The sequence below is a fragment of the Aeromonas sp. QDB39 genome, from assembly GCF_027707585.1.
GTDB lineage: Bacteria > Pseudomonadota > Gammaproteobacteria > Enterobacterales > Aeromonadaceae > Aeromonas > Aeromonas hydrophila.
On record NZ_JAPCIV010000006.1, the window covers coordinates 63,645 to 89,096 of the forward strand.

The following is a 25,452-nucleotide window of genomic DNA, read 5'->3' on the forward strand; positions in this document are numbered from 1 at the left end:
TGACACAGGCCACGTAGAAGGACAAGCATGTTTACATTCCTGCTGAAACGGTTCTATCAGGCCGTGATAGTGATGTTCGTCATCAGCCTGGTCGCCTTCTCCATCCAGGACAACCTGGGGGATCCGTTGCGCGAGCTGGTGGGACAATCCGTCTCCGAAGCCCAGCGCCACGAATTGCGCGAGAAGATGGGCCTCAACGATCCTTTCCTCGTCAAATACAGCCGCTTCTTGAAGAACGCGGTACACGGGGATCTGGGTACTTCCTACTTCTTCAAGCGACCAGCCCTCGAGGTTATCCTCGACAAGCTGGTGGCTACTCTTGAGCTGGTGTTTGGCGCTGCGCTGATCATCGTGGTGGTCTCCATTCCGCTTGGGGTCTACTCGGCGATCCGCCCGCACAGCATACCGACCAAGATCATCATGGCGGGGAGCAGCATCGGCATCTCGATCCCGGTGTTCCTGACCGCCATCATGCTGATGTACCTCTTCTCCATCCAGCTGGGCTGGCTGCCGGCCTATGGCCGTGGCGAGACCTACAACCTGCTGGGCTGGGAGTCGGGCTTCTTCACCTGGGACGGAATCAAGCATTTGATCCTGCCCTGCGTGGCGCTCTCCTCCATCATGTTGCCGCTGTTCATCCGGCTGGTGCGCTCCGAGATGCTGGAGCAGCTCTCCTCCGAGTACGTCAAGTTCGCCCGTGCCAAGGGGCTGGACAACAACAAGGTCTACTACAGCCACGCTCTGAAGAACACCATGCTGCCGGTCATTACCGTCGGTGGTGTGCAGATCGGTACCATGGTGGCCTACACCATCCTGACCGAGAGCGTATTCCAGTGGCCGGGGACCGGCTTCCTGTTCCTCGAGGCGATCCACCGGGTCGATACGCCCCTCATCACCGCCTACGTCATCTTCGTCGGGCTCATTTTCGTGGTGACCAATACCCTGGTCGACCTGCTTTACGGGTTGATCAACCCGACCGTCAACCTGACCGCCAAGGGGTAACAGATGACTAATGCTGTAACTGCAAGCCCAAGCCGTTGGGCACGTTTTAAAAATTCCGACATCGTCTACTATTTCCTGCGGGACAAGGTAGCCATGTTCAGCTTTGCGGTGTTCGTGGTGTTCGTACTGGCGGCGCTGCTGGCACCCTGGCTGGCCCCGTACAACGTCTATGACCAGACCAGCTTCGATCTGATGGATGCCGAATTGCCGCCCTCCTGGCTGGAAGGGGGCGAAGAGCGCTTCTGGCTCGGTACCGACAACCAGGGTCGCGACATCTGGAGCACCATCCTCTATGGCGCCCGCATCTCGCTGACCATAGGTCTGTTCGCGGTGGCGCTGCAGCTGGTGCTCGGCATCGTCATCGGGCTGATGGCCGGTTACTTCGGTGGCCGCATCGACAGCCTGCTGATGCGCTTTGCCGACGTGCAGCTGTCGTTCTCCACCATGATGGTGGCGATCATCATCTCCGCCATCTTCCAGGCTACGTTTGGTTCCGAGTTCTACTCGAAGTTCGCCATCCTGATGCTGGTGGTGATCATCGGTATCGCCGAGTGGCCGCAGTACGCCCGAACCGTGCGCGCTTCTGTGCTGGCGGAGAAGAAGAAGGAGTATGTGGAAGCGGCCAAGGTGATGGGCTTTCGCGCCCCGCGCATCATGTTCCGCCACATTCTGCCCAACTGCCTGTCGCCGATCCTGGTCATCTCCACGGTGCAGGTGGCCAACGCCATCATGAGCGAGGCGGCGCTCTCCTTCCTTGGTCTGGGGATGCCGGTGGATCAGCCGTCGCTGGGCTCGCTCATCAGCGTGGGCTTCAACTACATCTTCTCCGGTTCCTGGTGGATCACCGCCTTCCCGGGCATCTGCCTGGTGGTGCTGGTGCTGGTCATCAACCTGTTGGGTGACTGGCTGCGGGATGTGTTCAATCCCAAGCTCTACAAGGGCTGATGGCCACAGATAAACAAACGAGACAAACAAAAAGGGCGCCATAACGGCGCCCTTTTACTGTGTGTGCTGAGGGGGTCAAGCCTGCAGCCACTGTTCGATGCTGCGCTGGATGCCGGCGCCATCGAGCCCCAGCAGAGCATAGATCTCCTCCTGGGTACCCTGTTCGACGAAGCGATCCGGCAGGCCGAGGTTGAGCACCGGCTTGCACTGTTTGCTGCGCATCAACAGCTCGTTCACCGCGGAGCCGGCACCGCCCATGATGGCGTTGTCCTCGAGGGTGACGAACTGATCGTGGGTCGCGGCCAGGGAGAGCACCAGCGCCTCGTCCATCGGTTTGACGAAGCGCATGTCCACCAGGGTGGCATCGAGCGCCTCGGCTGCCGCTTTGGCCTGTTGCAGCAATGTGCCGAACGCCAGGATGGCGGTGCCCTTGCCCTGACGAATGATCCGGCCCTTGCCGAGCGCCAGCGCCTGCATCTCGCTCTCTACCTGGATGCCGGTGCCGCTGCCGCGAGGGTAGCGTACCGCCGCCGGCCCGTTGCACTGGTAGCCGGTGTAGAGCATCTGACGGCATTCGTTCTCGTCGGACGGGGTCATGATCACCATGTTGGGCACGGTGCGCAGGAAGCTGATGTCGAACGCCCCCTGATGGGTGGGGCCGTCGGCCCCCACCAGACCGGCCCGGTCGATGGCGAACAGCACCGGCAGCTCTTGCAGCGCCACATCGTGGATCAGCTGGTCGTAGGCACGCTGCAGGAAGCTCGAGTAGATGGCGACCACCGGCTTCTGGTCGGCGATGGCGAGACCGGCGGCGAAGGTGACTGCGTGCTGCTCGGCGATGGCCACGTCGAAGTAGCGATCCGGATACTGCTGGCTGAACTTCACCAGGCCGGAGCCTTCGCGCATGGCCGGGGTGATGCCGACCAGCCGCTCATCCTTGGCCGCCATGTCGCACAGCCACTGGCCGAAGATGGCGGAGAAGCTCGGCTTGCCGCCGCTCGCCTTGGGCAGGGTGCACTCGTCCGGATTGAACTTGGGCACGCCGTGATAACCGATGGGGTCCTTCTCGGCGGGCTCGTAGCCCTTGCCCTTCTTGGTCTTGACGTGCAGCAGCTGCGGCCCCTTGAGGTTGCGCATGTTGCGCAAGGTCTCGACCAGGGCGTTGATGTCGTGGCCGTCGATGGGGCCGATGTAGTTGAAGCCGAACTCCTCGAACAGGGTGCCGGGCACCACCATTCCCTTGAGGTGTTCCTCGGCCCGCTTGGCCAGCTCCTTGACCGGCGGCAGACCGGCCAGCACCTTCTTGCCACCCTCGCGGATGGTGGTGTAGAGCTTGCCAGACATGATGCGGGCCAGGTGGTTGTTGAGCGCCCCGACATTTTCTGAGATGGACATCTCGTTGTCGTTGAGCACCACCAGCATGTCCTTGTGGACATCGCCGGCGTGATTGAGTGCCTCGAACGCCATGCCGGCGGTAATGGCGCCGTCGCCGATCACCGCAACCACCTTGCGCCCCAGCCCTTCGCTCTCGGCCGCGACTGCCATGCCGAGCGCCGCACCGATGGAGGTGCTGGAGTGGCCGACCGAGAGCACGTCATATTCGCTCTCGCCGCGCCAGGGGAAGGGGTGCAGACCGTCTTTCTGGCGGATGCTCTGCATCCGATCGCGGCGACCGGTGAGGATCTTGTGGGGATAAGCCTGGTGGCCCACGTCCCACACCAGCCGATCGAACGGGGTGTTGTAGACGTAGTGCAGCGCCACCGTCAGTTCGACGGTGCCGAGCCCGGAGGCAAGATGGCCACTGGAGCGACTCACCGAACGCAGCAGATATTCACGCAGTTCGTTGCACAGTACGGGCAGTCGCTCGAAGGGCAGGGATCGCAACTCGACCGGCGTATCCGCGAGGGCCAGGTTGGGGAAATTGCTTATATCAACGCTCATATTGTTACTGTTATCCAGCGTTTAGTGGGTTCGCTCGATGATGTAATCGGCAAACGCTTCCAGAATGTCGGTATTGTAGGGCAAAGATTGCAAGGCTGTTAAGGCTTTACCATGCAGTTCGCGAGCCAGCTCACGGGCATTGTCGAGCCCCAGCAGCGCCGGATAGGTACTCTTTTCCAGCGCCAGATCGGAACCTTGTCGCTTGCCGAGGGTGGCGGTATCGCCCGTGATGTCGAGGATGTCATCCTGCACCTGGAAGGCGAGACCGATGGCGGCGGCATAGGTTTGCAGCGCGCTCAGGGTGGTTTCATCCACGTCCGCCTTGCACAGGGCGCCAAGCGCCACGGCGCACTCGATGAGAGCCCCGGTCTTGTGGCGGTGTACCTGTTCCAGCTCGGAGAGGGAAATCTGGCGCCCTTCCGCCTGCAGATCCAGCGCCTGGCCACCGCACATGCCGAGATAACCCGAGGCGCGGGCCAGCCGGCTCAGCATCCGTACCCGGTTGGCCAGCAGCGCGTCCGGCATCGGGTGATCGGCCAGAATGGTGAAGGCCAGGGTTTGCAGGGCATCGCCGGCCAAAATGGCGGTGCCTTCATCGAATGCCTTGTGCACCGTCGGTTGACCGCGACGCAGATCGTCGTTGTCCATGGCGGGCAGGTCGTCGTGCAGCAGGGAGTAGGCATGGATGCACTCCACCGCGGCGGCCGGGCCGTCCAGCAGTTCGTTCTTTACGCCCAGCATCTCGCCGACGGCGTAGACCAGGAAGGGGCGCACCCGCTTGCCGCCCAGCAGCAGGCCGTAGCGCATGGCATCGCGCAGGCGAGGGGCCATGGCGGGCAAGGATTCAAGTTGTGCAGACAGACAGTCGTCAATACGTTGCCGGTGCAGGCGGGAAAAATCGTCCAGCGTCACTCACTCCTCTCCTTGCTCTGGCTGGAAGGGGACTGCTTGCTCGCTGCCATCGGCCTGAGTCAGCAGGATCTGGATCTTCTGCTCGGCTTGCTCCAGCTTCTGCTGGCCGGCCCGCACCAGATGAATGCCCTGCTCAAACTGCTTGAGAGCCTCTTCCAGCGGCAGGGAGCCCTGTTCCAGTTGATGAACTATGGTTTCCAGCTCTTCCAGAGTGGCATCAAAACTCAGGCGGTCGATTTTTTTACTGGCCATGTCCATCCTCGGGGATTGAAAAAAACGGCTTATCTTAACATCGACGACGGGCAGGGGGGAGGCAGAAAAATGCCGTCGGCTTAAACTCTCGGAAAAGTGGCCGATAATAAGCCATCTTCCGAACGGGGAAAATTGTGGCAACCCTTGCCGCTGATGAGCCAATAGCAGAAAATTCAACAAACTGCAGATACAACAAATTTCAGCTGACAGGAGTAGGGATGTGGATTTAGGCAGTCTGATAGGCATAGTGCTGGGGTTCGGGGTGGTGGTGTACGGCATGCTGCTGGGTGGCCCCATGAGCATGTATGTGGATATGCCCTCGGTCTATATCACCATTTTGGGTTCTCTGTTCATCTGCATGATGAAGTTCAACCTCGGCCAGTTTCTGATGGCGTTCAAGGTGGCCGGCAAGGCCTTCATGTACAAGGGGGACAAGCTCGATGACCTGATTGCCAAGGCGGTGGAACTGGCGGACGCGGCCCGCAAGGGGGGCTTCCTGGCCCTGGAGGCGGCGGAGATCCCCAATACCTTCATGAAGAAGGGCATCGACATGCTGGTGGACGGCCATGACGCCGACGTGGTACGGGCCGTGATGGAGAAGGACATCGAGCTGACCTCGGAGCGCCACGTCATCGCCGTCAAGGTGTTCCGCTCCCTGGGGGATCTTGGCCCCGCCATGGGGATGATAGGTACCCTGGTGGGGCTGGTGGCCATGCTGGCGAACATGAGTGACCCCAAGTCCATCGGCCCGGCCATGGCGGTGGCCTTGCTCACCACCCTGTACGGGGCGATCGAGGCCAACATGATCGCCATCCCCATCGCCGACAAGCTGGAGCTGCGCAGCGGTGAGGAGCAGCTGAGCCGTACCCTGATCCTCGACGCCATCATGGGCATTCAGGATGGCCAGAACCCGCGGGTGATCCAGGCCATGCTGCAGAACTACCTGAACCAGTCCAAACGCAACAACGGGACCGAATAGGAGCGCGCATGGCAAAGTGCAAATGCCCACCTCCCGGTCTGCCCGGCTATATGGGAACCTTCGCCGACCTGATGTCGCTGCTGATGTGCTTCTTCGTTCTGCTGCTCTCGTTTGCCGAGATGGACGTGCAGAAGTTCAAGCAGATTGCCGGCTCCATGGAGAAGGCGTTCGGGGTACAGAATATTCTCGAGGTGAAGGACATTCCCAAGGGAACCTCCGTCATCGCCCAGGAGTTCAGGCCGGGTCGCCCGGAGCCGACCCCCATCGATACCATCATGCAGCAGACCATGGACATGACCCAGACCGAGCTGGATTTTCAGCCCGGCGATGCCGATCAGGCCGGCGGTCATGACAAGAGTGAAGAGAAGCTGGTGGGGGGCGACACCCAGCAGGAGGCGCAGAAACAGCAGCAGCAGGAGCAGTCCAACGCGCTGGCCAAGGCGCTGGCGGATCAGATGAAGGCGCAGATCCAGGATGGCGCCATCGAAGTGGAGGCGCTGGGTCAGCAGATCATCATCCGGATCCGGGAAAAAGCGGCCTTCCCGGCGGGCTCCGCCTTCCTGCAGCCCCAGTTCTGGCCGGTGGTGCGCAAGGTGGCGGCCCTGCTCAAGGATGTGCCTGGCGAGATCACCATTTCGGGTCACACTGATGATGCCGCCACCGAGGATGAGCTGTTCCAGTCCAATTGGGAGCTCTCCTCCCAGCGGGCGGTGGCGGTAGCCCACCAGATGATCAAGGTGCCGGGCTTCGATGGCGGCCGGCTGGTGGTACAGGGGATGGCCGATTCCCAGCCGCTGGTGCCCAATACCAGCCCGGAAAACCGGCGCATGAACCGGCGGGTGGAGATCTCCATCATGCAGGGCAAACCGACGGTGTCAGCCCCGATCAGCGCGCAGGAACAGAAATAGTTCCGGCAAATTCTGATGAGAAAGCGCGATCCCGCTCGCAGGGACTGACATGGATTTTGTGCCGGCTTCATATTAAGATGCCTCATCCGAACCGACAGCTGCGGCTCTCTCTGATAGCCGCAGCTTCTCTTTTCAAGCAACCCAGGTTTCGACTATGAATCATACTCCGATGACTGTTCGCGGCGCTGAAAAGCTGCGTGAAGAGCTCGAATATCTCAAGACCGAGCTGCGTCCGCAGATTATCGAAGCGATTGCAGATGCCCGTGAACATGGTGATCTGAAAGAAAACGCCGAATACCATGCTGCCCGCGAGCAGCAAGGCTTCTGTGAAGGCCGTATCCAGGAAATTGAGAGCAAGCTCTCCAACGCCCAGGTGATCGACATCACCAAGATGACCAACAATGGTCGCGTCATCTTCGGGGCAACCGTGACTCTGCTCAAGAGCGAGACGGAAGAAGAGGTGGTCTACCGTATCGTGGGCGACGATGAGGCGGACATCAAACAGAACATGATCTCCGTGAATTCCCCCATCGCCCGTGCTCTGATCGGCAAGGAAGTGGACGATGTGGCCATCGTCAAGACGCCGGCAGGCGATGTGGAGTACGAGATCCTGGAAGTTGCCTACCTCTGAGGTAGGTTGATGCCAGAACAGGGGAGCCCCGGCTCCCCTGTTTGTATTTAGCGGGGCTGGTAAGCCTGGGTGAAGGCGTCCTGATGACGCTGGAACATCCAGTTGCGCAGCAGTTCAAGGTCCGTTTTGGCCATCTGGAAATGCAGTGCCCAGCCCTGGATGCCGTTGCGACGATGAATGTGCCTGACCAGCTCTGCGCTGAGCGGCAGGGGGGCGAGATCCTCAATGAGCAGGCTGCCCGTCAAGGTGGCGCCGACGGCCAGTCCGGGCGGCAGGCCCTCGACGACCAGACCATCGAGCGACAGGCTGTGCACCAGATACTCGTGCTCACCCATCCTGAAGCTGGCCTGCTCGTCCAGCCGCCAGGTGCGCGGATGGGGATAACCCAGCTCCTTGATGACGGGGGCGGCGATGCGTGGCTCGACGAAGCCATCATCCCCTTGAGTGAAGCGCAGCGGAAAACGGAGCTGATGCCCGGCAAAGCGGGCTTCCAGCACCAGCTGGTCGGCGCGTTGCAGCAGGCCTAGCAGGGGAGTGGCGAGATAACCGCTCAGGGATTGACCGGCGGCCGTCTCCTGATCGCTTCCCAAGTCCCGTAGCATGGCCAGTTCATCTTCGGTGAGAATCTGATGGTGATCCATAGCGGGTATCCACGAGTATTCATCGCAGGTTAAGGGCCTGGCGACTACTTTGGCAAGCGACTTGGGAAGAGGGGAAATGAAGGAAAGAGCGATGCTCTTTCCTGTTACTTGCGGGGCAGTTGGATTTTCGGCTCGTTGGCTTGACGATAGATGGTCAGCACGTGGCCGATGCTCTGTACTTTCACCGCGCCGGTTTCACGGACGATGGCATCCATAACCAGCTGTTTCATCTCACGATCTTCAGACGCAACCTTAACCTTGATCAGCTCGTGGTGGTTGAGCGCCAGATCGATCTCGGCCAGCACACCTTCGGTCAGACCGTGTTGTCCCAGCAGGACGACCGGCTTCAGACTGTGGGCAAGGCCCTTGAGGTACTGTTTCTGTTTATTGTTGAGAATCATGGCAATTTCTTCATAAGTCAGGGTTGAAAGGGGCGTATTCTACCCCCACTTAGCCCTTAATACTAATAACCCTTGTGGTTTTTTAAAGTCGACGATCATGACCCAGAAAAAACATTCCCCCAGTTCAACCCGCTGGTTAAAAGAGCATTTTGACGATCAATACGTCAAAAAAGCCCAGAAGTTGGGACTGAGATCCCGTGCCGTGTTCAAGATCGACGAGATCCAGGGCAAGGACAAACTGCTCAAGCCGGGCATGACGGTGGTGGATCTGGGGGCGGCCCCCGGTGGCTGGTCCCAGTTTGCCATCGACCAGGTCGGTGACAAGGGCCGGGTGATCGCCTGCGATATTCTGCCGATGGATTCCATCGCCGGTGTCGATTTCCTTCAGGGCGACTTTCGGGAGGAAACTGTACTGGGCGCCCTGCTTGAACGGGTAGGTCCGGACAAGGTTGACGTCGTCATGTCCGACATGGCGCCCAACATGAGCGGTACCCAGCAGGTGGATCAGGCCCGTTCCATGTATCTGGTCGAACTGGCGCTGGACATGTGCAATCAGGTCCTGCGGGCCAACGGCAGCTTCGTGGTCAAGGTATTCCAGGGGGAGGGGTTTGATATCTATCTCAATGAAATCCGTAAACTTTTCACTGCCGTCAAGATTCGTAAACCAGACTCGTCTCGTGCCCGTTCACGAGAAGTCTACATTGTGGCTACCGGTTTTAAACTGTAGTACCCTAACCTTCATCGTTAACTGTCAGTCTGCGAGGTTACTGATTTGAGTGACATGGCGAAAAACCTAATCCTGTGGCTGGTCATCGCCGTCGTGTTGATGTCGGTGTTCAATAGCTTCAGCCCCAGCGATACCACCAGTCGCCAGCTGGACTATTCCAGCTTCGTTAAAGAAGTGACCCAAGAGCAGATCCGTGAAGTGCGGATGGATGGCAAGGTCATTAATGGCGTCAAGCGCACCGGTGAACGCTTCACCACCATCATCCCGGCGCCGGATCCCCAGCTGCTCAACGACATGCTCAATCACAATGTCAAAGTGATGGGCGAGAAGCCGGAAGAGCCGTCTCTGCTGACGTCCATCTTCATCTCCTGGTTCCCGATGCTGCTGCTGATCGGTGTCTGGGTCTTCTTCATGCGTCAAATGCAGGGCGGTGGTGGCAAGGGTGCCATGTCGTTCGGCAAGAGCAAGGCTCGCCTGATGAGTGAAGATCAGATCAAGACCACCTTTGCCGACGTGGCCGGCTGTGACGAAGCCAAGGAAGAGGTGAAGGAGCTGGTCGACTATCTGCGCGATCCGAGCAAGTTCCAGAAACTGGGCGGCAAGATCCCGACCGGCGTGCTGCTGGTTGGTCCTCCCGGTACCGGTAAGACCCTGCTGGCCAAGGCCATTGCAGGCGAGGCCAAGGTGCCCTTCTTTACCATTTCGGGTTCAGATTTCGTCGAGATGTTCGTGGGTGTCGGTGCCTCCCGGGTACGCGACATGTTCGAGCAGGCCAAGAAGTCTTCTCCCTGCATTATCTTCATCGACGAGATCGATGCAGTCGGCCGCCAGCGTGGCGCCGGTCTGGGCGGTGGTCATGACGAGCGTGAGCAGACCCTGAACCAGATGCTGGTCGAAATGGATGGTTTTGAAGGCAATGAGGGCATCATCGTCATCGCCGCCACCAACCGTCCTGACGTACTGGACCCGGCCTTGCTGCGTCCGGGTCGTTTTGACCGCCAGGTCGTGGTCGGTCTGCCGGATGTCCGTGGTCGCGAACAGATCCTGAAAGTGCACATGCGCAAGGTGCCGTTGGCAGATGACGTCAATCCGGCGTTGATTGCCCGCGGTACGCCCGGTTTCTCCGGTGCTGACCTGGCCAACCTGGTCAACGAAGCCGCCCTGTTCTCGGCCCGCGAGAGCCGTCGAGTGGTCTCCATGGCCGAGTTTGAAAAGGCCAAGGACAAGATCATGATGGGCGCGGAACGTCGCTCCATGGTGATGAAAGAGTCCGAGAAAGAGATGACGGCCTATCACGAAGCCGGTCACGCCATCATTGGTCGTCTGGTGCCGGATCATGACCCCGTCTACAAGGTCTCCATCATTCCGCGCGGTCGTGCGCTCGGTGTGACCATGTATCTGCCGGAGCAGGATCGCTGGAGCCATTCCAAGCAGCATCTGGAGTCCATGATCTCCAGCCTGTACGGCGGTCGTCTGGCGGAAGAGCTGATCTACGGTGCCGAGAAGGTATCGACCGGTGCGTCCAACGACATCGAGCGCGCCACCGACATCGCCCGCAAGATGGTGACCCAGTGGGGTATGTCCGAGCGTCTCGGTCCCATGCTCTATGCGGAAGAAGATGGCGAGGTGTTCCTCGGTCGCAGCATGGCCAAGGCCAAGCACATGTCCGATGATACTGCGCGCGTCATCGACGCCGAGGTCAAGCAGGTCATCGATCGCAACTACGCCCGCTCCAAGCAGATCCTGCTGGACAACATGGACGTGCTGCACAGCATGAAAGATGCGCTGATGAAGTACGAGACCATCGATGCCAAGCAGATCGATGATCTGATGGCTCGCCGCGAAGTGCGTGCCCCCAGCAACTGGCATGATGAGCACGGTGATACCCCGCAAGGCGGTGCCACGGTTGCAGCAGAAGCCAAGCCGGCGATAGCCGAGAGCGAGCAGGTGGCTGATGTCGATATCGACAAGGCCAACGATGTGCCGGCCAAATAAATCGTGATGATACAAACCCCGGGCTGGCCCCGGGGTTTTTCTTTATATCAACGGAAGTAACGATGCAGCTAACCAGCAAAGGGCTCAGCCTCTCCCTCGAACGTCCCCATGTGATGGGGATCCTCAATGTGACACCGGACTCCTTCTCCGACGGTGGTCATTTCAATCAGCTGGAGCGGGCGATGACCCATGCGCGCCAGATGGTGGCGGAGGGGGCGACCCTCATCGACATCGGTGGCGAGTCGACCCGCCCCGGTGCTCCCGATGTGAGCGAGCAGGAGGAGCTGGACCGAGTCATTCCCGTGGTGGAGCGCATGGTCGCCGAGCTGGAGGTGATGATCTCCCTGGATACTTCCAAGGCGGCGGTGATGCGGGAAGGTTGCGCGGCGGGTGCCCATCTTATCAACGATGTACGAGCCCTGCTCGAGCCGGGGGCTCTGGCCGCAGCCGCCGTTGCCGACGTTCCGGTGTGCCTGATGCACATGCAGGGGCAGCCCAGAACCATGCAGGCAGAGCCGTATTATGACGATCTGCTGGGGGAGGTGAGGGCTTTCTTCGACGAGCGGATCGCCGCCTGCCTGGCAGCGGGAATAGAGAGGGAGCAGTTGTTGCTGGATCCCGGTTACGGTTTCGGCAAGACGCTCGCACACAACTATCAGCTGCTTGCCCAGCAGGAGAAGTTGCTCGATTACCAGCTTCCGCTCTTGGTCGGTATGTCGCGAAAGTCTATGATAGGCAACCTGCTTGGCTGCCCGGTTGATGAACGGCTGGCCGGCAGTCTGGCCTGTGCGCTCATCGGGATGCAGCGTGGTGCCCGGATCATTCGGGTGCACGATGTGCGAGCGACCATGGATGCCTTGCGTACCGGCTGGATGGTCATGACGGGACAAGATTTCATATCCAAATAAAAAAACGAGAACAGACAATGGCAAGAAAGTATTTTGGCACCGACGGTGTACGCGGCAAGGTGGGTGAATACCCGATCACCCCGGATTTCGTGATGAAACTGGGCTGGGCTGCGGGCAAGGTGCTCTCCAAGAAGGGTACTCGCAAGGTGCTGATCGGCAAGGATACCCGCATCTCCGGCTACATGCTGGAGTCCGCACTGGAGGCTGGCCTGTCCGCCGCGGGTCTCAAGGCCATTCTGATGGGCCCCATGCCCACCCCGGCCGTCGCCTACCTGACCCGCACCTTCCGGGCCGAAGCCGGCATCGTCATCAGCGCGTCCCACAACCCCTATTACGACAACGGCATCAAGTTCTTCTCTGCCGACGGTACCAAGCTGCCTGACGAAGTCGAGATGGCCATCGAAGCCGAGCTGGACCACGAGCTCAAGTGCGTGGAGTCCGCCGAGCTTGGCAAGGCACTGCGCATCGATGATGCCGCCGGTCGTTACATCGAATTCTGCAAGAGCACTTTCCCCTCCAATCTGAGCCTGGAAGGGCTGAAGATGGTGGTTGACTGTGGTCATGGTGCGACCTACCACATTGCGCCTTCCGTGTTCCGCGAGCTGGGGGCTGAAGTGATCGCCATCGGCTGCAGCCCGGATGGTCTCAACATCAACGACGGTGTCGGTTCGACCGCCCCCGAAGCCCTGGCGGCCAAGGTGCTGGAGTGCAAGGCAGATCTGGGGGTGGCCTTCGATGGTGATGGCGACCGTCTGGTGATGGTGGACAACACCGGCTATATCATCGACGGCGACGAAATCCTCTACATCATTGCCCGCGATGCGCTGCGCAACGGTCGCCTCAAGGGCGGCGTAGTGGGCACCCTGATGGCCAACATGGGTCTGGAGCTGGCGCTGCAGACCCTCGGCATCCCGTTCGCCCGCGCCAAGGTGGGCGATCGCTACGTGCTGGAGATGATGAACGAGAAGGGTTGGCGCATCGGCGGCGAGAACTCCGGTCACATCATCTGCCTGGATCAGACCACTACCGGGGATGGCATCGTTGCCGCCCTGCAGGTACTGACTGCCATCTGCACTGCCGAGATGCCGCTGGCCAAGCTGCGCTCCGGCATGAACAAGTTCCCGCAGGTGCTGGTCAATGTACGTTTTGCCGAAGGCAAGGACCCGCTGGCGGCCGACGCCGTGCAGCAGGAAGTGGCCAAGGTTGAACAGGAGCTGGCCGGCCGTGGCCGTGTGCTGCTGCGCAAATCCGGCACCGAACCCCTGATCCGCGTGATGGTGGAAGGGGAACATGAACAGCAGGTGCGTGATATGGCCCAACGCATCGCACAACAGGTTGAATCGGCGTTTTAATGAACAAAAAGGGCGGCTTTTAAGCCGCCCTGGTTGTATCTTGTTCAAACGATTCGAAAATTTGAAAATAGCGCTTGTCAGCTGACAATCCTCTGGATATTATCAGCCCCGCTTTCGCAAGGGAGTTGCCGATGGGACATCGCAAGCCGTTTGTAGCCGCCAACTGGAAGTTACACGGTAGTAGGTCGCAGTTAGAGCAGTTTACCGGTCAATGTCTGAAGGGCATTGATGAACGAGTAGACGTGGTCTTGTGTCCATCCCATGTGCATCTCGACTTTACGGCCGCACTGCTCGGTGAGCAGCGGACAATGAAGTTGGGGGCTCAGAATGTGAGCCAGCACAGACAGGGCGCTTACACGGGGGAAATCTCGTGTCAGATGCTGGTCGAGGCAGGGTGTCGATACGTACTGGTAGGGCACTCCGAGCGCAGGCGTCTCTTTGGTGAGACCAGTTTTATCGTCGCAGAGAAGTTTGCGGCAGCCAGAGCGGCAGGTCTGATCCCCATCCTTTGTTTGGGTGAATCAGGGGCGGCGAGGCAGGCGAGAAGAACCTTCGAGGTGATCGCCGAAGAGCTGGACATCGTCATAGAGAAAAATGGCGCGATGGCTTTCGATAATGCTATCATCGCCTACGAGCCGATTTGGGCTGTAGGTACAGGTAAATGCGCCACACCCGAGCAGGCACAAGAGGTTCATTCCTTTATACGTGGTCGCTTGGCGGAGGATACTCCGGTCATAGGTGAGAAAGTCAGAATCATCTATGGTGGGAGCGTGACGCCGGCCAATGCGAGAGAGTTGTTTGCCCAGCCCGACGTTGACGGCGGCCTGATTGGTGGAGCAAGTCTCGATGACCAGACGTTTTTAGGAATTGTTGAAGCGGCAAAGGGTGCAAGTTAAATGTACGAGATTCTTTTGGTCGTTTATCTGCTGGTGTCACTGGCTCTGATTGGTCTGGTGATGATTCAGCAAGGTAAAGGGGCTGACATGGGCGCCTCCTTCGGCGCAGGGGCATCGAATACCGTATTCGGCTCCGGTGGTTCAGGCAGCTTCCTGACCCGCACAACAGCGATTTTGGCTACTCTGTTCTTCTTGATTAGCTTGGTGCTTGGCTCTATGTCCAGCAACAAGGTCAAACAGGGTAGTGAATGGGAAAATCTGCAACAAACCAAACAGGTTGAGCAGAGCAAAGCGCCAGTCAAGAAAGACACTGACGTTCCCGAGTAAGAGTTTTGCCGTGGTGGTGGAATTGGTAGACACGCTATCTTGAGGGGGTAGTGCTCTAGGGTGTGCGGGTTCGAGTCCCGCCCACGGCACCAATTAAGCAGTGAGCCCGGGTAACCGGGTGTATTATAGCCAGTCAGTCTTGTGTGACGAGGGTGAAGTGGCTATAATCTCGCACGATTTCGGACGCGGGGTGGAGCAGCATGGTAGCTCGTCGGGCTCATAACCCGAAGGTCGTCGGTTCAAATCCGGCCCCCGCAACCAAATTTCACGCATTTCCTACGCTCAGGAAGGCGGTCGCTGCGAGGCGACAATCAGGGTAAAGCGCCAAGCCCCGATTTGACATCGGGGCTTTTTGTTATGTGCAATTTACTCTGAACCAATTTCTATCTGGGCTTTATGCCCTTTTTTTGTTTTTTCGGAGGGTGACTTTGGCTACGTTGGAACAACGTTTGACCGATCTGCTCGAGGCTCCTGTCGTTGCCTTGGGCTTTGAACTGTGGGGTATTGAGTTTATCCGTGCGGGTAAACACTCCACCTTGCGCGTCTATATCGACGGCGAGCATGGCGTGAGCGTCGAGAACTGTGCTGAGGTCAGCCATCAGGTTGGCGCCATCATGGATGTCGAAGATCCCATCACCGAGGAGTATTACCTCGAGGTGTCTTCCCCGGGTCTGGATCGTCCCCTGTTCAAGGTTGCCCAGTTCGAAAAATACGTTGGCCAAGAGGCGGCGGTAACGCTTCGGATGGCAACAAACAACCGCCGCAAGTTCAAAGGCGTAATCAAAGCCGTGCAGGGCGACATGATCACCCTGACGGTAGATGGTAAGGACGAAGTGTTGGCTTTCACCAATATCCAAAAAGCGAACATAGTGCCGAACTTTGGTTAACGAGGCTATCGGATATGAATAAAGAGATTTTGCTGGTCGTTGACGCAGTTTCCAACGAGAAGGCGGTACCCCGCGAGAAGATTTTCCAGGCTCTGGAAACCGCGTTGGCGACAGCGACCAAGAAAAAATACGAAGGCGAGATTGAAGTTCGGGTCGAGATCGATCGCAAGACCGGCGACTACGACACTTATCGCCGCTGGGTGGTCATTGCAGATCAAGCTGCGATGGAAAACCCCTACGCCGAGATTACCCTGGAAGCTGCCCAGCTCGAGCAGCCAGAGATCCAGATCGGTGAATACGTCGAAGATCAGATCGACTCTGTCACCTTCGACCGCATCACCACCCAGACTGCCAAGCAGGTCATCGTGCAGAAAGTGCGCGAAGCCGAGCGTTCCCAGGTCGTTGACCAGTTCAAGGACAAGGAAGGCACCATCATCAGCGGCGTGGTCAAGAAGAGCAACCGCGACAACGTGATCCTGGATCTGGGCAGCAACGCCGAAGCCGTGATCTTCCGCGACGACATGCTGCCGCGCGAGACCTTCCGCCCGGGCGACCGCATCCGTGGTCTGCTCTACGCCGTGCGTCCGGAAGCCCGTGGTTCCCAGCTGTTCGTCAGCCGTTCCAGCCCGGACTTCCTGAAAGAGCTGTTCCGCATCGAAGTGCCGGAAATCGGTGAAGAGATGATCGAAATCATGGGCGCAGCCCGTGACCCGGGTTCCCGCGCCAAGATCGCGGTGAAGACCAACGATCGTCGTATCGACCCGATCGGTGCCTGTATCGGCATGCGTGGTGCCCGCGTTCAGGCGGTCTCCGCCGAGCTGAGCGGCGAGCGAGCCGACATCGTGCTGTACGATGACAACCCGGCCCAGTACGTGATCAATGCCATGGCGCCTGCCGATGTGGCCTCCATCATCGTTGATGAAGACAACCACACCATGGACATCGCCGTGGAAGCCGCCAACCTGGCCCAGGCCATCGGTCGCAACGGTCAGAACGTGCGTCTGGCTTCCCAGCTGACTGGTTGGGAGCTGAACGTGATGACCGTCGAGGACATGCGTGCCAAGCACCAGGCCGAGAACGACCGCATCCTGACGCTGTTCACCAGCACGCTGGACATCGATGACGATTTCGCCAGCCTGTTGATGGAAGAGGGGTTCTCCACTCTGGAAGAGATCGCCTTCGTGCCGGTCAACGAGCTGCTGGCCATCGATGGCCTGGACGAAGACATGGTGGAAGAGCTGCGCAAACGCGCCAAAGATGCTCTGACCACCAAGGCTTTGGCCAAAGAAGAATCCTTTGAAGGTGTAGAACCTTCCGAAGAACTGCTCAATCTGAACGGCCTTGGCCGTGAAATGGCGTACGCACTGGCCGCTCGCGGCATCGGTACCCTGGAAGATTTGGCAGAGCAAGGCATCGATGACCTTGCTGATATTGAAGGGCTGACGGCAGAGAAAGCCGGTGAGCTGATTATGGCTGCTCGTAATATCTGTTGGTTCGGAGAAGAGCAGTCTGAGTAAGATCAAACGGAGGAAAATGAATGGCAGAAGTATCAGTCAAACAACTTGCCACTGACATCGACACACCGGTTGATCGTCTTCTCCAGCAGTTTGTCGATGCCGGTATCAGCAAGAGCAAGGCCGACGACATGGTCAGCGAGTCTGAGAAACAGACACTGCTGGCCCATCTGAAGAAACAGCATGGAGGTGACGAGGTCGCCGCACCTGCCCGCATGACCTTGCAGCGCAAGACCAAGAGCACCATCAGTGTTCAGGGGACTGGCGGCAAGAACAAGGAAGTGCAGGTAGAAGTGCGCAAGTCTCGCACCTATGTAAGACGTTCGGCGCTGGAAGATGAACAGCGCCAGGCGGAAGCCGAGGAAACAGCGCGTTTGGAAGCAGAAGAAAAAGCTCGTCGCGAGGCCGAAGAGAAGGCCCGTCTCGACGCTGAAGAGAAGGCTCGCCGTGAGGCTGAGCAGGCTCGTCGTGAAGCTGAGGAAAAGGCGCGGATCGAGGCACAACAAAAGGCTCGACAGGCTCAACAGCCCGCCAAAGCAGCCGGTAGCACAGCTCAGCAAGAGGCAGAAAAGATGGCCAAGCGCGAAGCAGAAGAACTGAAGCGCCAACAAGAACAAGCAGCCTTGACCAAGGCTGAGGAACTCGCCGCGAAGAAAGCCGAAGAGGCTCGTGTCATGGCGGAACAGAACGCAGCCCGCTGGGCTGAAGAAGAAGCCGCTCGCGCCAAAGAGAGCAGCGATTACCATCTGACCACCAACAAGCACGCTCAGGCGGCTGAAGATGAGTTGGATCGTAAGGAAGAGACCAGCCGCCGCACTGCCGCTGCTGCCAAGGGCCCGAAAAAGGCCGGTCGTCGTGAAGACGATCGCGATGCGCGCAACCCGCGTGCTCGCAAGGGCAAGCGTGGCAAGGTTGCCACTCCGAACGCCATGAAGCACGGCTTCAACAAGCCGGCGGCCGCGGTGAACCGCGACGTGGTGATCGGCGAGACCATCACTGTGGCCGACCTGGCCAACAAGATGGCCGTCAAGGGCGTTGAAGTCATCAAGGTGATGATGAAGATGGGTGCCATGGCCACCATCAACCAGGTGATCGACCAGGAGACCGCTCAGCTGGTCGCCGAGGAGATGGGTCACAAGGTGGTGCTGCGCCGCGAGAACGAGCTGGAAGAGGCGGTACTGTCCGATCGTGACGAGACCTCCGAAGCCAAGCCGCGCGCGCCGGTCGTGACCATCATGGGTCACGTTGACCACGGCAAGACCTCGCTGCTGGACTACATCCGTAAAGCCAAGGTTGCCGCGGGCGAAGCCGGTGGTATTACCCAGCATATCGGTGCTTACCACGTCGAAACCGACAGTGGCATGATCACCTTCCTGGATACCCCGGGTCACGCGGCGTTTACCTCCATGCGTGCTCGTGGTGCCAAGGCCACCGATATCGTGGTGCTGGTCGTTGCTGCCGATGATGGCGTGATGCCGCAAACCATCGAAGCCATCCAGCACGCCAAGGCCGCTGAAGTGCCCTTGGTGGTGGCGGTCAACAAGATCGACAAGCCGGAAGCGGATCCGGATCGCGTCAAGACCGAGCTGGCCCGTTACAACGTCATGTCCGAAGACTGGGGTGGCGATTGCCAGTTCGTCCATGTCTCCGCCAAATCCGGCCAGGGCATCGATGACCTGCTGGAAGCCATCCTGATCCAGTCCGAAGTACTGGAGCTGAAAGCGGTGGTTGACGGCATGGCCAACGGCGTCGTGATCGAGTCCTTCCTGGACAAGGGTCGTGGTCCGGTTGCTACCGTGCTGGTACAAGAAGGTACCCTGCGTCAGGGCGACATCGTGCTGTGCGGCCTGGAATATGGTCGTGTCCGTGCCATGCGTGACGAGCTGGGTCGCGAGATCAAGGAAGCGGGTCCGTCCCTGCCGGTGGAAATCCTCGGCCTGTCCGGCGTTCCCTCTGCCGGTGACGAAGCCACTGTCGTGCGTGACGAGAAGAAAGCCCGTGAAGTGGCGCTCTACCGTCAAGGCAAGTTCCGCGAAGTCAAGCTGGCTCGCCAGCAGAAGGCCAAGCTGGAAAACATGTTCGCCAACATGACCGAGGGCGAAGTGTCCGAAGTGAACGTGGTGATCAAGGCCGACGTACAGGGTTCCGTGGAAGCGATCTGCGATGCCCTGGTCAAGCTCTCCACCGACGAAGTGAAGGTGAAGATCGTGGGTTCCGGCGTGGGTGGTATCACCGAGACCGACGCTACCCTGGCTGCCGCGTCCAGCGCCATCCTGGTGGGCTTCAACGTCCGTGCCGATGCCTCTGCACGCAAGGTCATCGAGGCCGAGAGCCTGGATCTGCGTTACTACTCCGTCATCTATGACCTGATCGACGAAGTGAAGCAGGCCATGAGCGGCATGCTGGCCCCCGAGTACCGTCAGGAAATCATCGGTCTGGCCGAAGTGCGCAGCGTGTTCAAGTCACCGAAGTTTGGTGCCGTGGCCGGCTGTATGGTCACCGAAGGTGTGGTCAAGCGTTCCAACCGCATTCGCGTTCTGCGCGACAACGTGGTTATCTATGAAGGCGAGCTGGAATCCCTGCGTCGCTTCAAAGATGACGTCAACGAAGTCAAGAACGGCTACGAGTGTGGTATCGCGGTCAAGAACTACAACGACGTACGCGAAGGCGACCAGATCGAAGTTTACGAGACCGTTGAAATTCAACGGACTCTGTAAGGCTGGAGTCAGATTAAATAGGGGGCCGCGGCCCCCTTTTATCGCAGGATAGAATATGGCCAGAGAATTTAGCCGGACCCGTCGGGTCGGACAGCAGATCCAGCGTGAAATCGCGCTCATTCTGCAGCGTGAGGTCAAGGATCCGCGCATCGGCATGGTGACCGTTTCCGATGTGGAAGTGTCCCGTGACCTCAATTACGCCAAGGTGTATGTCACCTTCTTGCAACTGGAAAATGATGCCGAGCGCATCAAGGAAGGGCTCAAGGCGCTGACGGAAGCCGCTGGCTACATCCGCAGCCTGCTGGGCAGCGCCATGCGTCTGCGCGTGGTGCCCGAGCTGCGTTTCTTCTACGACCAGACCCTGGTCGAGGGGATGCGTCTCTCCAACCTGGTGACCAACACCATCCGTGAAGACAAGCGTCGCATGGCCGAATCTAGTCGTGAAGAAGACGATGCCGCGCCGGATGAAACTACTGAGGATAACGCCTGAGATGTCTCGTAGACGTCGTTTCAAGGGCCGTGACGTGCACGGTATCCTGCTGCTGGACAAGCCGACCGGGCTGACCTCCAACGATGTGTTGCAGAAGGTCAAGCGGATCTACAATGCCGCCAAGGCTGGCCACACCGGCGCCCTGGACCCTCTGGCAACCGGCATGCTGCCGATCTGCCTCGGCGAAGCCACCAAGTTCTCCCAGTATCTGCTGGAAGCGGACAAGCGCTACGAGGTGACCGCCAAGCTGGGCGAGCGCACCAATACCAGCGACTCCGATGGCGAGGTGGTCTCCACCCGGCCGGTGAACGTGGCCGTGGGTACCCTGATCGAGTCGCTGGACCAGTTCCGCGGCCCCATCATGCAGGTGCCGTCCATGTACTCCGCCCTCAAGCACAACGGTCGCCCGCTCTACGAGTACGCCCGTGAAGGCATCGAGATCGAGCGGGAAGCCCGTCCCATCACGGTGTTCGAGCTCAAGCTCATCAGCTTTGAAGGGGATGAGGTCAAGCTGGAGGTGCACTGCAGCAAGGGTACCTACATCCGCTCTCTGGTGGATGACCTGGGGGAGGTGCTGGGCTGCGGCGCGCATGTCACCCAGTTGCGTCGTACCCAGGTGGCCAGCTACCCCTATGAGCGGATGCTGACCCTGGAACAGCTCGAGTGCATCTTCGAGCAGGCCAAGGCCGAAAGCATTCCGCCGCGCGAGCAGCTGGATCCGCTGCTGCTGCCGATGGACACCGCCGTGGCAAGCCTGCCCGAGGTGAACATGCTGGCCGCCGTGGCTGCCTATGTGAACCAGGGCCAGGCCGTGCAGGTCGCCGGAGCGCCGCAGAGCGGTCAGGTGCGCATGACGGTCGGTCCGGAGCGCGAGTTCATCGGCGTGGGCGAGATCGACGACGAGGGGCGCGTGGCGCCCAAGCGTCTGGTGCGTTATCACGACGAACACGACGAGGAGTGATCCTCAGGCGGTATCGACGCGTGTTGGCCGTTGTGGCTCTTTCCCGTTGCGAAAAGTGACGGGGACGATTATGATACCGCCCTCATTTCACGGCTGAATTAGAGATTGGCTGTGAACCTTTAAACACTCTACTGGAGTAATACCATGTCTCTAAATGCTGAGATCAAAGCTCAAATCGTTGCTGACAACGCTCGTTGCGCCAACGACACTGGCTCCCCCGAAGTGCAAGTTGCCCTGCTGACTGCCCAGATCAACCATCTGCAAGGTCACTTCAAGGAGCACTCCAAGGATCACCACGGTCGTCGCGGTCTGCTGCGCATGGTTTCCCAGCGTCGTAAGCTGCTGGACTACCTGAAGCGTAAAGACGTTCAGCGTTACGCTGCTCTGATCGCCAAGCTGGGTCTGCGTCGTTAATCGACCATCAGATTTTGCGAAAAAGGGGAACCTCCGGGTTCCCCTTTTTTATTGCGCGTCAGGCTGTTGCCGTCCTCACAGAATTTGTGTCGCTGCTTACCTTTTGCATCGAATCAAGTATACTTGCACGCGAATTTAAAGCGCCAAATTGTAAAAAGGAAATTCACGTGAATCCTATTGTAAAGTCATTCCAGTACGGTCAACACACCGTCACTCTGGAAACCGGAGTGATGGCCCGTCAAGCCACTGCGGCCGTCATGGTCAGCATGGACGATACCTGCGTATTTGTGACCGTAGTTGGCAAGAAAGAGGCCGATCACGGCCGTGATTTCTTCCCGCTGACCGTCAACTACCAGGAGCGTACCTATGCTGCTGGTCGTATCCCGGGTGGTTTCTTCCGTCGTGAAGGCCGCCCGAGCGAAGGCGAGACCCTGATCTCCCGTCTGATCGACCGTCCTATTCGTCCGCTGTTCCCGGAAGGCTTCCTCAATGAGGTTCAGGTGGTTGCCACCGTCATGTCCGTGAACCCGGCCGTTTCTCCCGACATCGTTGCCATGATCGGTGCCTCCGCGGCGCTGGCCATCTCCGGTATCCCGTTCGGCGGCCCGATCGGTGCAGCTCGCGTGGGTTACATGAACGGTCAGTACGTGCTGAACCCGACCACTACCGAACTGCCGCAGAGCGATCTGGACCTGGTAGTTGCCGGTACCGCCAACGCCGTGCTGATGGTTGAATCCGAAGCGGCCATCCTCTCCGAAGAGGTGATGCTGGGTGCCGTAGTATTCGGTCACGAGCAGATGCAGGCCGTTATCAACGCCATCAACGAATTCGCTGCCGACGTCGGTACCAAGCCGTGGAACTGGACTGCTCCTGCCGTCAACGAAGCGCTGAAAGCCAAGGTGGCCGAGCTGGCAACAGCCGAGCTGGGTGAAGCCTACCGCATCACCGAGAAAGCCGTGCGTTACGAAACCATCGGTGCCATCAAGGCTCGTGTGGTTGAGCAAGTCATCGCTTCCGGCGTGGAAGAAGATGCCAAGAAGATCGGCGAAGAGTTCCACAGCCTGGAAAGCCGCATCGTCCGTGGTCGCGTCGTCCGTGGCGAGCCGCGCATCGATGGTCGCGATCCGGAGATGATCCGCGCCCTGTCCGTCGCCACCGGCGTACTGCCGCGTGCTCACGGCTCCGCCCTGTTCACCCGTGGTGAAACTCAGGCCATGGTCGTTGCCACCCTGGGTACCGAGCGTGACGCCCAGAACATCGACGAGCTGACCGGCAACCGTGCCGATCGCTTCATGCTGCACTACAACTTCCCGCCATACTGCGTCGGTGAGACCGGCATGATGGGTAGCCCGAAACGTCGTGAAATCGGTCACGGTCGTCTGGCCAAGCGCGGCGTTGCTGCCGTGATGCCGAGCGCCGACGAGTTCCCGTACGTGGTACGCGTGGTCTCTGAAATCACCGAATCCAACGGTTCCTCCTCCATGGCCTCCGTCTGTGGTTCCTCCCTGGCGCTGATGGACGCCGGTGTGCCGATCAAGGCCTCCGTTGCCGGTATCGCCATGGGTCTGGTGAAGGAAGAAGAAGGTTTCGTCGTGCTGTCCGACATCCTGGGTGACGAAGATCACCTGGGCGACATGGACTTCAAGGTTGCCGGTACCACCGAAGGTGTGACCGCACTGCAGATGGACATCAAGATCGAAGGCATCACCAAAGAGATCATGGAGATTGCCCTGAAGCAAGCTCGTGGTGCTCGCCTGCACATCCTGAAAGTGATGGACGAAGCCATCCAGGCACCGCGTGCCGAGATCTCCGATTTCGCCCCGCGTATCCACACCATCAAGATCAACCCGGAGAAGATCAAGGACGTCATCGGTAAAGGTGGCTCCGTGATCCGTGCCCTGACCGAAGAGACCGGCACCAACATCGAGCTGGATGATGACGGTACCGTCCGCATCGCCGCCGTTGACGGTGATGCCGCCAAGGAAGCGATCCGCCGTATCGAGGCCATCACCGCCGAGATCGAAGTGAACCGCATCTACGAAGGCAAGGTTGTCCGTCTGGCCGACTTCGGTGCTTTCGTCAACATCCTGCCGGGCAAGGACGGTCTGGTGCACATCTCCCAGATCACCGATGCACGCGTGCAGAACGTGGCCGACTACCTGAAGATCGGTGACGTGGTGAAGGTGAAGGTACTGGAAGTGGACCGTCAGGGCCGCGTGCGTCTCTCCATCAAGGAAGCGAACGCCCCGACCGAAGCCGCCGCCGAGCCGGCTGTTGCTGCCGTCGAAGAGCCGGCTGCCGAATAAGCCGCCGAGCCGTGAAAAAGCCGACCTCAGGGTCGGCTTTTTTTATATTTGTGACTTGATGTTGTCTCCTTTGAGACCTCTTGTTATAACGATAGGCTTCCCGTGCGACGGGCAACAAGGAGCAGTGTGATGTCGTGGGCCCTCCTCAGGCAGTTTCCTCCCCTGGTCTGGACCGTTATCCTGGGCACCTTCATGGTGCGCACCAGCTATTACATGGTTTGGCCGTTTCTCTCCATCTTGCTCTATCGGGAGTATGGCCTCTCGGCGACTGCCATTGGCGCCATGCTGGGGGCGACTGCGGCCATCTCCACTCTGGTCAGCTTCTATGGCGGCTGGCTGTCCGACAAGCTGGGGCGGCGCAACATCCTGTTGGCGGGTTGTCTGGTCTCCGTGCTCTGCTACGGCCTGCTCGGCTTCTCCCATTCGGTGCTGTGGCTCGGACTCGGGGTGCTCGGCAGCGGCCTCTCCTCCGGGCTCATCGATGCGCCCGGCAAGGCGCTGATGGCCGACAGCCTGGCTTCGGCCAAGGCCCGCGAGCTGGCGTTGCACCTGCGTTACTTCCTGCTCAACCTGGGGGCGGCTCTCGGCCCCCTGCTGGGGGTGACCCTCGGCATCAGTGCCCAGCAGCAGACCTTCCTGCTGCTCAGTGGCAGCTATCTGCTGTTGGGGGCTGCCTTCCTCTGGGGATTTGCGCAAAGCAGGGTAGTGGCGACCCACGGTAGCGAGCTGGGCTTGCGTGCGGCCATCAAGGTATTGTGGCTGGACCGGGGTTTCTTGCTGCTGGTGCTGGCCAACCTGCTGATGAACCTGGTCTATTCCCAGTTCCACTCACCGCTGGTGCAGTACCTGACACGGGCCGGGACGCCAGAGGTAGCGAGCCTCATCGCCCTTCTGGTGGCCACCAACGCCCTGACCGTGGTGCTGCTGCAGTTTCCCCTGCTGCACTTCCTGGCCCGCTGGCCGGGCAAGGTGCGCCTGCAGGTCGGCATCACCCTGTTCTTGGGGGCTCAGGTGCTGTTTGCGCTGGGGGATCCGCAGCAGTGGTCGCACTGGGTCGGGGCAGTACTGATGCTGAGCGTGGGGGAGACCATACTGTTTCCGTTGCTCAACGTGCTGATCGATCAGATGTCGCCCCCGCACCTGAAGGGGAGCTACTTCGGCGCCGGTGCGCTGGCCGGGCTGGGTGGGGCCATCGGTGCCTTGCTGGGGGGCTGGATCCTTGCCGTGTGGGGCGGTCAGGCGCTCTACGTGCTGATGGCGGTGCTCTGCCTGTTTACCTTCCTGCTCTATGAGTGGGGCGCCCGCATTGCGCGCCCGGCACGGATTCGGGTCAGGCAGGATTGAAC

24 protein-coding genes and 2 tRNA genes are annotated in these 25,452 nt (G+C 59.5%); 21 read left to right on the forward strand and 5 right to left on the reverse strand.

Annotation, left to right across the window (positions count from 1 at the left end; translation table 11 throughout):
- Positions 1–27 precede the first annotated feature (27 nt).
- A complete protein-coding gene (locus tag PG899_RS05040; RefSeq protein WP_011707090.1) occupies positions 28–1,002 on the forward strand; it encodes an ABC transporter permease in 975 nt (324 codons plus the stop codon).
- A gap of 3 nt (positions 1,003–1,005) precedes the next feature.
- Entirely contained in the window at positions 1,006–1,947 is a 942-nt protein-coding gene (locus PG899_RS05045; RefSeq protein WP_011707089.1) for an ABC transporter permease, read from the forward strand.
- Positions 1,948–2,022: 75 nt separating this feature from the next.
- Here PG899_RS05045 and dxs read toward each other — a convergent pair whose 3' ends face one another.
- The 3 genes from dxs to xseB are packed head-to-tail and all read right to left on the reverse strand — an operon-like array spanning position 2,023 to position 5,052.
- Positions 2,023–3,888, reverse strand: a complete 1,866-nt coding sequence (gene dxs / locus PG899_RS05050) for a 1-deoxy-D-xylulose-5-phosphate synthase (RefSeq protein ID WP_029299289.1) — start codon at positions 3,886–3,888, stop codon at positions 2,023–2,025.
- A 21-nt stretch (positions 3,889–3,909) separates the two neighbouring features.
- Complete coding sequence (gene ispA / locus PG899_RS05055; protein ID WP_041216236.1) at positions 3,910–4,800, reverse strand: (2E,6E)-farnesyl diphosphate synthase; 891 nt, start codon at positions 4,798–4,800, stop codon at positions 3,910–3,912.
- Positions 4,801–5,052 carry an exodeoxyribonuclease VII small subunit gene (gene xseB, locus PG899_RS05060; RefSeq protein WP_016351725.1) on the reverse strand — a complete coding sequence of 84 codons (252 nt, stop codon included), beginning with the start codon at positions 5,050–5,052 and terminating at the stop codon, positions 4,801–4,803.
- A gap of 220 nt (positions 5,053–5,272) precedes the next feature.
- Between xseB and pomA the strand changes: the two genes are divergently transcribed.
- From pomA to greA, 3 genes are all read left to right on the forward strand, one after another.
- Positions 5,273–6,031 (forward strand): flagellar motor protein PomA, encoded by a 759-nt coding sequence (gene pomA / locus PG899_RS05065; RefSeq protein ID WP_011707085.1) that lies wholly within the window; start codon positions 5,273–5,275, stop codon positions 6,029–6,031.
- A gap of 8 nt (positions 6,032–6,039) precedes the next feature.
- Positions 6,040–6,939 (forward strand): flagellar motor protein MotB, encoded by a 900-nt coding sequence (locus PG899_RS05070; protein ID WP_011707084.1) that lies wholly within the window; start codon positions 6,040–6,042, stop codon positions 6,937–6,939.
- A 154-nt stretch (positions 6,940–7,093) separates the two neighbouring features.
- Positions 7,094–7,570, forward strand: a complete 477-nt coding sequence (gene greA / locus PG899_RS05075) for a transcription elongation factor GreA (RefSeq protein ID WP_011707083.1) — start codon at positions 7,094–7,096, stop codon at positions 7,568–7,570.
- 47 nt (positions 7,571–7,617) lie between these two features.
- Here greA and PG899_RS05080 read toward each other — a convergent pair whose 3' ends face one another.
- Together PG899_RS05080 and yhbY are read right to left on the reverse strand one after the other, a co-directional pair.
- Complete coding sequence (locus tag PG899_RS05080) at positions 7,618–8,211, reverse strand: PilZ domain-containing protein (RefSeq protein ID WP_190283866.1); 594 nt, start codon at positions 8,209–8,211, stop codon at positions 7,618–7,620.
- A gap of 104 nt (positions 8,212–8,315) precedes the next feature.
- Complete coding sequence (gene yhbY / locus PG899_RS05085) at positions 8,316–8,612, reverse strand: ribosome assembly RNA-binding protein YhbY (RefSeq protein WP_005298134.1); 297 nt, start codon at positions 8,610–8,612, stop codon at positions 8,316–8,318.
- A 97-nt stretch (positions 8,613–8,709) separates the two neighbouring features.
- On the opposite strand from yhbY, the gene rlmE reads away from it, so the two are divergent.
- From rlmE to PG899_RS05165, 16 genes are all read left to right on the forward strand, one after another.
- Positions 8,710–9,339 carry a 23S rRNA (uridine(2552)-2'-O)-methyltransferase RlmE gene (gene rlmE, locus PG899_RS05090; protein WP_011707081.1) on the forward strand — a complete coding sequence of 210 codons (630 nt, stop codon included), beginning with the start codon at positions 8,710–8,712 and terminating at the stop codon, positions 9,337–9,339.
- A gap of 45 nt (positions 9,340–9,384) precedes the next feature.
- Entirely contained in the window at positions 9,385–11,334 is a 1,950-nt protein-coding gene (gene ftsH / locus PG899_RS05095) for an ATP-dependent zinc metalloprotease FtsH (protein ID WP_190283867.1), read from the forward strand.
- Positions 11,335–11,396: 62 nt separating this feature from the next.
- Entirely contained in the window at positions 11,397–12,242 is an 846-nt protein-coding gene (gene folP / locus PG899_RS05100) for a dihydropteroate synthase (protein WP_190283868.1), read from the forward strand.
- Positions 12,243–12,259: 17 nt separating this feature from the next.
- Positions 12,260–13,594, forward strand: coding sequence for a phosphoglucosamine mutase (gene glmM, locus PG899_RS05105; protein ID WP_016351721.1), 1,335 nt, complete (start codon positions 12,260–12,262; stop codon positions 13,592–13,594).
- 131 nt (positions 13,595–13,725) lie between these two features.
- Positions 13,726–14,490 carry a triose-phosphate isomerase gene (tpiA, locus tag PG899_RS05110; protein WP_106553195.1) on the forward strand — a complete coding sequence of 255 codons (765 nt, stop codon included), beginning with the start codon at positions 13,726–13,728 and terminating at the stop codon, positions 14,488–14,490.
- Positions 14,491–14,817 carry a preprotein translocase subunit SecG gene (gene secG, locus PG899_RS05115; RefSeq protein ID WP_190283869.1) on the forward strand — a complete coding sequence of 109 codons (327 nt, stop codon included), beginning with the start codon at positions 14,491–14,493 and terminating at the stop codon, positions 14,815–14,817. It begins immediately after the preceding gene.
- 7 nt (positions 14,818–14,824) lie between these two features.
- A tRNA-Leu gene (locus tag PG899_RS05120) sits at positions 14,825–14,909 on the forward strand.
- A gap of 92 nt (positions 14,910–15,001) precedes the next feature.
- Positions 15,002–15,078: transfer RNA gene (locus PG899_RS05125), tRNA-Met, on the forward strand.
- A 167-nt stretch (positions 15,079–15,245) separates the two neighbouring features.
- Entirely contained in the window at positions 15,246–15,704 is a 459-nt protein-coding gene (rimP, locus tag PG899_RS05130) for a ribosome maturation factor RimP (protein ID WP_016351719.1), read from the forward strand.
- A 14-nt stretch (positions 15,705–15,718) separates the two neighbouring features.
- Entirely contained in the window at positions 15,719–17,221 is a 1,503-nt protein-coding gene (gene nusA / locus PG899_RS05135) for a transcription termination factor NusA (RefSeq protein ID WP_190283870.1), read from the forward strand.
- Between the two features lie 20 nt (positions 17,222–17,241).
- On the forward strand, positions 17,242–19,935 hold the full coding sequence (gene infB, locus PG899_RS05140; RefSeq protein ID WP_016351718.1) for a translation initiation factor IF-2: 2,694 nt from the start codon (positions 17,242–17,244) through the stop codon (positions 19,933–19,935).
- A gap of 55 nt (positions 19,936–19,990) precedes the next feature.
- Positions 19,991–20,425 (forward strand): 30S ribosome-binding factor RbfA, encoded by a 435-nt coding sequence (rbfA, locus tag PG899_RS05145; RefSeq protein ID WP_190283871.1) that lies wholly within the window; start codon positions 19,991–19,993, stop codon positions 20,423–20,425.
- A 1-nt stretch (position 20,426) separates the two neighbouring features.
- Positions 20,427–21,386, forward strand: a complete 960-nt coding sequence (gene truB, locus PG899_RS05150; RefSeq protein WP_016351717.1) for a tRNA pseudouridine(55) synthase TruB — start codon at positions 20,427–20,429, stop codon at positions 21,384–21,386.
- A 144-nt stretch (positions 21,387–21,530) separates the two neighbouring features.
- Positions 21,531–21,800 carry a 30S ribosomal protein S15 gene (gene rpsO, locus PG899_RS05155; RefSeq protein WP_005298162.1) on the forward strand — a complete coding sequence of 90 codons (270 nt, stop codon included), beginning with the start codon at positions 21,531–21,533 and terminating at the stop codon, positions 21,798–21,800.
- A 167-nt stretch (positions 21,801–21,967) separates the two neighbouring features.
- Complete coding sequence (gene pnp / locus PG899_RS05160) at positions 21,968–24,106, forward strand: polyribonucleotide nucleotidyltransferase (protein WP_011707071.1); 2,139 nt, start codon at positions 21,968–21,970, stop codon at positions 24,104–24,106.
- 129 nt (positions 24,107–24,235) lie between these two features.
- Positions 24,236–25,450, forward strand: coding sequence for an MFS transporter (locus PG899_RS05165; protein ID WP_190283872.1), 1,215 nt, complete (start codon positions 24,236–24,238; stop codon positions 25,448–25,450).
- Positions 25,451–25,452 lie beyond the last annotated feature (2 nt).

Coding starts and splice junctions, on each gene's coding strand:
- PG899_RS05040 (WP_011707090.1), top strand. CDS start 28: ATGTTTACATTCCTGCTGAAACGGTTCTATCAGGCCGTGATAGTGATG.
- PG899_RS05045 (WP_011707089.1), top strand. CDS start 1,006: ATGACTAATGCTGTAACTGCAAGCCCAAGCCGTTGGGCACGTTTTAAA.
- dxs (WP_029299289.1), bottom strand. CDS start 3,888: ATGAGCGTTGATATAAGCAATTTCCCCAACCTGGCCCTCGCGGATACG.
- xseB (WP_016351725.1), bottom strand. CDS start 5,052: ATGGCCAGTAAAAAAATCGACCGCCTGAGTTTTGATGCCACTCTGGAA.
- PG899_RS05070 (WP_011707084.1), top strand. CDS start 6,040: ATGGCAAAGTGCAAATGCCCACCTCCCGGTCTGCCCGGCTATATGGGA.
- greA (WP_011707083.1), top strand. CDS start 7,094: ATGAATCATACTCCGATGACTGTTCGCGGCGCTGAAAAGCTGCGTGAA.
- PG899_RS05080 (WP_190283866.1), bottom strand. CDS start 8,211: ATGGATCACCATCAGATTCTCACCGAAGATGAACTGGCCATGCTACGG.
- yhbY (WP_005298134.1), bottom strand. CDS start 8,612: ATGATTCTCAACAATAAACAGAAACAGTACCTCAAGGGCCTTGCCCAC.
- rlmE (WP_011707081.1), top strand. CDS start 8,710: ATGACCCAGAAAAAACATTCCCCCAGTTCAACCCGCTGGTTAAAAGAG.
- folP (WP_190283868.1), top strand. CDS start 11,397: ATGCAGCTAACCAGCAAAGGGCTCAGCCTCTCCCTCGAACGTCCCCAT.
- glmM (WP_016351721.1), top strand. CDS start 12,260: ATGGCAAGAAAGTATTTTGGCACCGACGGTGTACGCGGCAAGGTGGGT.
- tpiA (WP_106553195.1), top strand. CDS start 13,726: ATGGGACATCGCAAGCCGTTTGTAGCCGCCAACTGGAAGTTACACGGT.
- secG (WP_190283869.1), top strand. CDS start 14,491: ATGTACGAGATTCTTTTGGTCGTTTATCTGCTGGTGTCACTGGCTCTG.
- nusA (WP_190283870.1), top strand. CDS start 15,719: ATGAATAAAGAGATTTTGCTGGTCGTTGACGCAGTTTCCAACGAGAAG.
- infB (WP_016351718.1), top strand. CDS start 17,242: ATGGCAGAAGTATCAGTCAAACAACTTGCCACTGACATCGACACACCG.
- rbfA (WP_190283871.1), top strand. CDS start 19,991: ATGGCCAGAGAATTTAGCCGGACCCGTCGGGTCGGACAGCAGATCCAG.
- truB (WP_016351717.1), top strand. CDS start 20,427: ATGTCTCGTAGACGTCGTTTCAAGGGCCGTGACGTGCACGGTATCCTG.
- rpsO (WP_005298162.1), top strand. CDS start 21,531: ATGTCTCTAAATGCTGAGATCAAAGCTCAAATCGTTGCTGACAACGCT.
- PG899_RS05165 (WP_190283872.1), top strand. CDS start 24,236: ATGTCGTGGGCCCTCCTCAGGCAGTTTCCTCCCCTGGTCTGGACCGTT.